9 protein-coding genes are annotated in these 7,201 nt (G+C 64.4%); 2 read left to right on the top strand and 7 right to left on the bottom strand.

The window, feature by feature from the left end:
- From VGH54_RS05125 to rpmH, 7 genes are all read right to left on the bottom strand, one after another.
- Positions 1-671, bottom strand: a 671-nt coding sequence (locus VGH54_RS05125) for a ParA family protein (protein WP_414688647.1), incomplete at its 3' end; no start/stop codon positions are given.
- The gene (gene rsmG, locus VGH54_RS05120; protein WP_331510858.1) at positions 668-1,399 is read right to left on the bottom strand and encodes a 16S rRNA (guanine(527)-N(7))-methyltransferase RsmG; all 732 of its coding nucleotides are present in this window, start codon (positions 1,397-1,399) and stop codon (positions 668-670) included. The genes VGH54_RS05125 and rsmG, both read right to left, overlap by 4 nt.
- 63 nt (positions 1,400-1,462) lie before the next feature.
- Positions 1,463-2,044 carry a protein jag gene (locus tag VGH54_RS05115; RefSeq protein ID WP_331510857.1) on the bottom strand — a complete coding sequence of 194 codons (582 nt, stop codon included), beginning with the start codon at positions 2,042-2,044 and terminating at the stop codon, positions 1,463-1,465.
- 99 nt (positions 2,045-2,143) lie between these two features.
- Positions 2,144-3,217, bottom strand: coding sequence for a membrane protein insertase YidC (yidC, locus tag VGH54_RS05110; RefSeq protein ID WP_331510859.1), 1,074 nt, complete (start codon positions 3,215-3,217; stop codon positions 2,144-2,146).
- Positions 3,201-3,485 carry a membrane protein insertion efficiency factor YidD gene (yidD, locus tag VGH54_RS05105; RefSeq protein ID WP_414688648.1) on the bottom strand — a complete coding sequence of 95 codons (285 nt, stop codon included), beginning with the start codon at positions 3,483-3,485 and terminating at the stop codon, positions 3,201-3,203. The genes yidC and yidD overlap by 17 nt, the downstream gene beginning before the upstream one ends.
- Before the next feature lie 47 nt (positions 3,486-3,532).
- Positions 3,533-3,877: a ribonuclease P protein component gene (rnpA, locus tag VGH54_RS05100; RefSeq protein ID WP_331510856.1), complete on the bottom strand. Its 345-nt coding sequence runs from the start codon at positions 3,875-3,877 to the stop codon at positions 3,533-3,535.
- Between the two features lie 23 nt (positions 3,878-3,900).
- Complete coding sequence (gene rpmH / locus VGH54_RS05095) at positions 3,901-4,044, bottom strand: 50S ribosomal protein L34 (RefSeq protein ID WP_293001408.1); 144 nt, start codon at positions 4,042-4,044, stop codon at positions 3,901-3,903.
- A 573-nt stretch (positions 4,045-4,617) separates the two neighbouring features.
- Between rpmH and dnaA the strand changes: the two genes are divergently transcribed.
- Positions 4,618-6,129 carry a chromosomal replication initiator protein DnaA gene (gene dnaA, locus VGH54_RS05090; RefSeq protein ID WP_331510855.1) on the top strand — a complete coding sequence of 504 codons (1,512 nt, stop codon included), beginning with the start codon at positions 4,618-4,620 and terminating at the stop codon, positions 6,127-6,129.
- 532 nt (positions 6,130-6,661) lie between these two features.
- Positions 6,662-7,201, top strand: a 540-nt coding sequence (gene dnaN / locus VGH54_RS05085) for a DNA polymerase III subunit beta (protein WP_331510854.1), incomplete at its 3' end; no start/stop codon positions are given.

Here is a 7,201-nt window from a genome sequence, read left to right as displayed (position 1 = left end):
AAATGCGCCTTCACCATCTCGATGTTGCTCATCAATTGCGACACGCCCTCCAGCGCGTAGTACTCGCACTGGATGGGGATCAGCACCTCGGGTGCGGCGACCAATGCATTGATCGTCAGCAGCCCTAGCGATGGCGGGCAGTCGATGAAGACGTAGTCGAAGTCGACGGCGTCGAGCTCGGCCAGGGCGGTCTTCAACCGGTTTTCGCGGGCGACCATGCTCACCAATTCGATCTCGGCGCCGGCCAGGTCGATGGTCGACGGCACGCAGAAGAGGCGGTCGCTGTGCGGACTCCGGCGCATCGCCTCCGTCAGCTTGATCTCGCCGAGAAGTACCTCGTACGACGACGGGGTCCCCGCGTGCCGATCGGTGATGCCCAGCGCGGTGCTCGCGTTGCCCTGCGGGTCGAGATCGATCACCAGCGTCCGGAGTCCTTGGACGGCCAGGGCCGCCGCTAGGTTCACCGCGGTCGTCGTTTTACCGACGCCGCCCTTCTGGTTAGCGATGGTGAACAGACGGCGATGGCTGGGTCGACTCAGCGGCTCGTAGGACTTGGAGAGCACCTGCATCGCGCGCTCGGCGGCGGCTCCGATTGGAGTGTCGAGGTCCGATGTTTCACGTGAAACATGCACGCCGCCGACCGGGCCGACAGGGTCATGTGGCGCACTCATAGGCTCTCCCTGCTCGACTGTCGGCGCGACGCCTGCCGGGTCGATTCCAGCTTGCCTCGCCAAGCAACCACCACCGTCGTCGGTGGGGATAGATAGCTCACGCCACATTCCACCACCCTGGCATCCGTGGCGCCCAACGTGGTCATCACCCGCCGATGTTCGGCGACTTCGTTGGGCGCACGCTCGCCTTTGATCGCCACCATCCGGCCGCCCGGCCGGAGCAACGGCAGGCTCCAGCGGGTCAGCTTGTCCAGTGACGCCACCGCCCGCGACACCACTGCATCACATCCGCCGGCGGTCTCCCGGACTGCTGGGTCCTCCGCGCGTCCGCGTATCACCTCGACATCGAGCCCGAGATCGGCGACGGCCATGTGGAGGAACTCGGCGCGCCGTGACAGCGATTCCACCAGCACCACCCGGACTCCCGGTTTGGCGATCGCGACCGGCAGCCCGGGAAGACCGGCCCCGCTACCGATGTCGGCGACCCGCTCCCCCGGCTCGAAGAGCTCGGCGACCGCTGCGCAGTTCAATAGATGGCGGTCCCACAACCGCTCGACCTCATGGGGGCCGATGAGCCCCCACTCGACTCCCATGTCGGCCAGCAGCACCGCGTAGCGTTCGGCGACGCCGATCCGCTCGCCGAAAATCTTGGCCGCGGCTTCCGGCGGTGGTGGTGGTATTTCGGGTACCGCGCGGTCACGGGAATCGATATGTTTCACGTGAAACATCCCTCCCGTTCCGTGCCCGCTGCCGGCCCGCGCCCGAACTACATGGGTGTAACTCGGTGTTGCTCAGTCGGCCAAGACGACGACTCGGCGCCCCGGCTCGACGCCTTCGCTCTCGCTATGAACCCCGCTGATCGCTGCGACGGCGTCATGAACGATCTTGCGCTCAAACGGCGTCATCGGTGCGAGTTCCTCGCGTTCGCCACTTTCCAGCACCCGCTTGGCCACCTTGTCGCCCAGCGCGGCCAGCTCTTCCCGGCGCCGGCGGCGCCAGCTGGCGATGTCGAGCATCAGCCGGCTGCGCACTCCGGTCTTCTGGTGCACCGCGAGCCGGGTCAGCTCCTGCAGCGCATCGAGCACCTCGCCCTTGCGGCCCACCAACTTGGCCAAGTCGTCGCTGCCGTCGATGCTGACGATCGCGCGACTACCTTCCACGTCGAGGTCGATGTCGCCATCGAAGTCGAGCAGGTCGAGCAGTTCCTCCAAGTAGTCGCCGGCGATTTCGCCTTCGGCGACCAACCGCTCTTCCAGGTCGCCCTCGCCGTCGCCCTCGCCCTCGCCCGGAGCGGCGCCGTTGACGGCCTCGTCCAGATCCTCGTGGCTCGGCGCCTCGTGCGCTTCGTGTCCGGTGGTGTCGACGTCGGTCATATCTGCTTTCTTCCCTTCCCGTACCCGGGGCCTCGCCCGGTTAAGTCTGTCGTCCTGCCGCACCGCAGAATCGTCGCGTCGATTCGGCGGGCCCGTTGGTTAACGCCTGCGCTTCTTCGGCTTGGCTCCCGGCCGCGGCGACCGGCTGACTGAATCGCCGGCCTCCGACGAATCCGCGGCCGCGCCGTTGCCCTCGGCAGCGTCGGTCGCCGACGAACCGTTGCCGACCGCCGAAGGACTCCGCGCCGACCGCTTCGGTTTGGCTCCGGGCGCCGGCGCGTTCGCGGACCGGCGTTCGATCGCCTCGCGCTTCTTTTCCTCTTCTTCGCGCTCGATCATCCCGAACACATAGTGCTGCTGTCCGAACGTCCAGATGTTGTTCGCGAACCAGTAGAAGATGATCGCCAGCGGAAGGAATGGCCCGCCGACCACCACGCCGAGCGGGAACACATACAGCGCCAGCTTGTTCATCATCGCGGTCTGCGGGTTTGCCGCGGCCTCAACGCTCTGCCGGGCTACCGACGCCCGGCTGTTGAAGTAGGTGGCGATGCCGGCCAGGATCATCACCGGCACCCCGACTGCGGCGACGGCCGGGCGGCTGAATTCACTGAACGCCTGGAGGCTGGCTCCGCGTTGCGTCATGCTGGCGCCGAGCGGGGCACCGAAGAGATTCGCGTCCAGGAAGTGATTGACGTCCGCGACGCTGAAAACGTAGTTGCCCAACTCGCGGTTGCGTTCGGGCGACAGGCCCAGCTGTCCGATGCCGGTCGAGGTCCGGTTGAAGCACCGCAGGACGTGGTACAGGCCGAGGAAGACCGGCACCTGCACCAGCATCGGCAGGCAGCCCAGGATCGGGTTGAACCCGTGTTCCTTCTGCAGCTTCTGCATCTCCAGCGCCATCCGCTGGCGGTCCTTGCCGTACTTCTTCTGCAACGCCTTGATCTGTGGTTGCAGCTCTTGCATCTGGCGGGTGGTGCGGATCTGGCGGACGAACGGGCTGTACAGGATCGCGCGCAGGGTGAACACCAAGAACATCACCGAGAGCGTCCAGGTGAGGAAGCTCGTGGGACCCAAGCCTGGTACCGCAGAGAAGGCCTTGTACCAGAGCCACATGATCGCCGAGACCGGGTAATAGAAATAGTCGAGGCTGAACGGATCAAAGGACAACAGAATCACTCTCCCCTAGCGTCGCTGGGGCGACCCAGTCTTGGACCCCGGCTCCGCGGTGCTCCGGTACCGGATCCCATCCTCCCCGATGCCACGGACCGCACTTCGCCAGCCGGACCGCGGCGAGCCGGCTTCCGCGGATCAACCCGAACTGCGCCAGCGCGTCCACCGCGTACTGACTGCAGGTTGGGGTGAAGCGACATGTCGGCAATCGCAGCGGCGACACCATGTGCCGGTAAAGCTGGATAACGAAAATCAACCCTCGAATAATCATCTGCTCGGCGCGCCGGACGGATCGCACGCACCGCGACGTTATGTCAGTCACCGCTTGGATCCCGCCGCTTCGATACGCCGCAAGCCGGCCCGTAGCTCTTCGCCCAACTTGGCGGAGACGAGATCCCGACTGCTGGGCAGCGCACGGATCACCAGGTGCTCCGACCGGCTGCACTCGCCCATCACGTCGCGCGCCACATGGCGCAGCCGGCGGGACAGCCGATGGCGTTGCACCGCAGATCCGACCGATCGCGAAACGATCAGTCCAAGCTTCGGATCACCTGTTGCGCGCCGCATATAGATCACCAGATCCGGCTGCACAGCTCGCTTCCCGTGCTTGACCGTCGCATCGAAATCGCCCGACCGCGTCATGCGGTTCCGCGCGGAAAGCACCGCTGTCCCACCGGGGTTCGATATCAAGCAGTCAGCGAGCGTCGGCCCTTGCCACGCCGATTCGACACGATGGCCCGGCCGGCCCTGGTCCGCATCCGCAGGCGGAAGCCGTGCACGCGGGCACGGCGCCGGTTATTCGGCTGGAAGGTCCGCTTGCCCTTTGCCACGACTCTCTCCTTGCTGCATCTGGCATCGTGTTCGACCCGGTTCCCCGGGCCGGTGGGTCACGCTTGCCCACACGACGCCTCGATAGGCTTTGTGTCTCGCTTGGTACCCGGCGCAGCCTCCGCGCTTGGTGCTCGGATCGCAGCCGTATCGCCGACTTTCGGGCGACTGTATGAGGGTACTGACCGCCGTTCGCCCGGTCAAACCTGGCCCGGGCAGCCACCGCTCTGGCCCTGATCGTTCACTGACGTCACACCCGCCACCGGTCCGCCGAGCAATGTTTGGCAAAGCGTCCCGAATGTTGCAGAACGGTTGGCCGTGCGCGAGGAAAACTGTTAACTTCGGGCAGTGCTGTTTCATACCGAAACGGCGCCAGACAACGAAGCGAGGATGGCAGATCGGCCTGCTAGCCAGCTGACTTCTGTTGGTTGTATAGAGCGCCGATCCCGCAGGCTGTCGGGGGTTAGCTGCGGCATTGGGCTGGCTGTCCTGTCCACACTTGTGGATAACCATGTGGACAGTTCGTTGTCGCAGCTACCGGTTGTACTTCGACCTGATATCAGGGGGACCCGTCGTTGACCGAGGACCCCGGATCAAGTTTCGCTACGGTCTGGAGCGCGGTCGTCTCCGAACTCAACGGCGAACTCACCACCGATAGCGCCGCCCTCAACGGTGATCCCTATGTGCCGCCGCTGACTCCACAGCAGCGCGCGTGGCTCAACCTGGTACAGCCGCTGACGATCGTCGAAGGCTTTGCCCTTCTCGCCGTGCCGAGCAGCTTCGTGCAGAACGAGATCGAACGTCACCTGCGCACCCAGATCACCGAGGCGCTCAGCCGCCGGCTCGGACACCAGATCGAGCTCGGCGTCCGGATCTCCCCGCTGGCCGGAGACGAATCCGACGACGGCATCGGCGCAGGAGTCGACGAGCCGGCCTCCGATGACGATGAGGTCGACGAGATCGACGAAGACGGCGAGGCCCTGGCCAGTGCTCACCAAAACTGGCCGTCGTATTTCTCCGAGCGTCCGCACAGCACCGCGGCCGACGCGGCCGCCGGCCTCAGTTTGAACCGCCGCTACACCTTCGACACTTTCGTCATCGGTGCCTCGAATCGGTTCGCCCACGCCGCAGCTCTCGCGATCGCCGAGGCGCCGGCCCGGGCCTACAACCCGCTCTTTATCTGGGGCGAATCAGGACTGGGTAAGACGCACCTGCTGCATGCTGCCGGTAATTACGCCCAGCGGCTGTTCCCGGGCATGCGGGTCAAGTACGTCTCGACCGAAGAGTTCACCAACGACTTCATCAACTCCCTGCGCGACGACCGCAAGGTGGCGTTCAAACGCAGCTACCGCGACGTCGACGTGCTGCTGGTCGACGACATCCAGTTCATCGAAGGCAAAGAAGGTATCCAGGAAGAGTTCTTCCACACCTTCAATACCCTGCACAACGCCAACAAGCAGATCGTCATCTCCTCCGACCGCCCGCCCAAACAGCTTGCGACACTTGAAGATCGGCTGAGAACCCGGTTCGAGTGGGGGCTGATCACCGACGTTCAGCCGCCGGAGCTGGAAACCCGCATCGCCATCTTGCGCAAGAAAGCACAGATGGAGCGGCTCAATGTTCCCGACGACGTGCTCGAGCTGATCGCCAGCAGCATCGAACGCAACATCCGCGAGCTGGAAGGCGCGCTGATTCGTGTCACCGCATTCGCCTCGCTGAACAAGGCGCCAATCGACAAGGCTCTGGCCGAGATCGTGTTGCGCGACCTGATCGCCGATGCCAGCACCATGCAGATCAGCGCAGCCACGATCATGGCGGCCACCGCGGAGTACTTCGACACCACGGTCGAGGAACTACGTGGGCCCGGCAAGACCAGGGCCCTGGCCCAGTCGCGGCAGATCGCCATGTATCTATGTCGCGAACTGACAGACCTGTCGCTGCCCAAGATCGGGCAGGCCTTCGGCCGCGACCACACCACGGTGATGTACGCGCAAAAGAAGATTCTGTCCGAGATGGCCGAGCGGCGCGAGATCTTCGATCACGTCAAAGAGCTCACGACGCGGATTCGCCAGCGCTCCAAGCGCTGATATTTACGGCCAGATTCGGAAAAAACTTCTATCTCGGCCATAACACCTGTCACACGATCGGCTGTGGATGCGGCTGTGCGCAACACTGCTCACACTCGCGCGCCAACCACGGTCTTCATGCACAACCCCGACCCGTCCCCAACCGCTGCACACGAACCACACAATCCGGACCCGTGTCATGCACAGCCCGGTCGGCTTCCCCAGCAGCACAGACGGCATGCTGTCCCCAACTTGCACAGGCCTTAATACTGTCACTGAAATATCTACTAGTTTGTTCTTTAGAAAACGGCCCTGGGGACAAGCCGTTCCACACCCCGGTCTCGACCCGGGAAACGCCGAGTGTCGCTGATTCTGATTAGCTTTCAAGATGGCCTCCGACGCTCTACGGTTGTGGTTCGACTGCCGTTTCGGTCGTCGGAACGGATTACCGGCACGGGTGTCCGTCGGCGGGAAATACCGCGCCTCACGTGGGGTGGAGCCGCCGACGCTGGCCTATGCAGTCTGGGGTGCTCGTGGTGACTGAAGGGACGCAATGGACGTGGCGACGACCACAGTCGGCCTGACCGACTTGAAGTTCCGCCTGGTGCGGGACGACTTCGCTGACGCGGTGGCGTGGGTTGCGCGGACCCTGCCGACCAGGCCCACCGTGCCGGTGCTGGCCGGCGTGCTGTTGACCGGCTCGGATGATGGCCTGACAATCTCCGGATTCGACTACGAGGTCTCCGCCGAAGTTCGGTTGGCCGCTGAAATCGCCTCTCCAGGAACAGCTTTGGTGTCAGGTCGACTGTTGTCGGACATCACCAAGGCGCTGCCGAACAAGCCCGTCGACGTCCAGGTCGAGGGCACCAGGGTTTCGTTGGCCTGCGGAAGTGCGAAGTTCTCGTTGCCGACGATGGCGGTCGAGGACTACCCAACATTGCCGGCACTGCCCGAGGAGACCGGCGCCCTGCCATCCGACGTGTTCGCCGAGGCGATCGGTCAGGTCGCAGTTGCGGCCGGCCGTGATGACACGTTGCCGATGCTGACCGGGATCCGCGTCGAAATCTCCGGCCAGTCCGTGGTTTTGGCTGCT

The organism is Mycobacterium sp., assembly GCF_036488105.1.
GTDB lineage: Bacteria > Actinomycetota > Actinomycetes > Mycobacteriales > Mycobacteriaceae > Mycobacterium.
The sequence above is the reverse complement of the archived record's forward strand: the minus strand, read 5'-3'. Positions and strand labels throughout refer to the sequence as shown.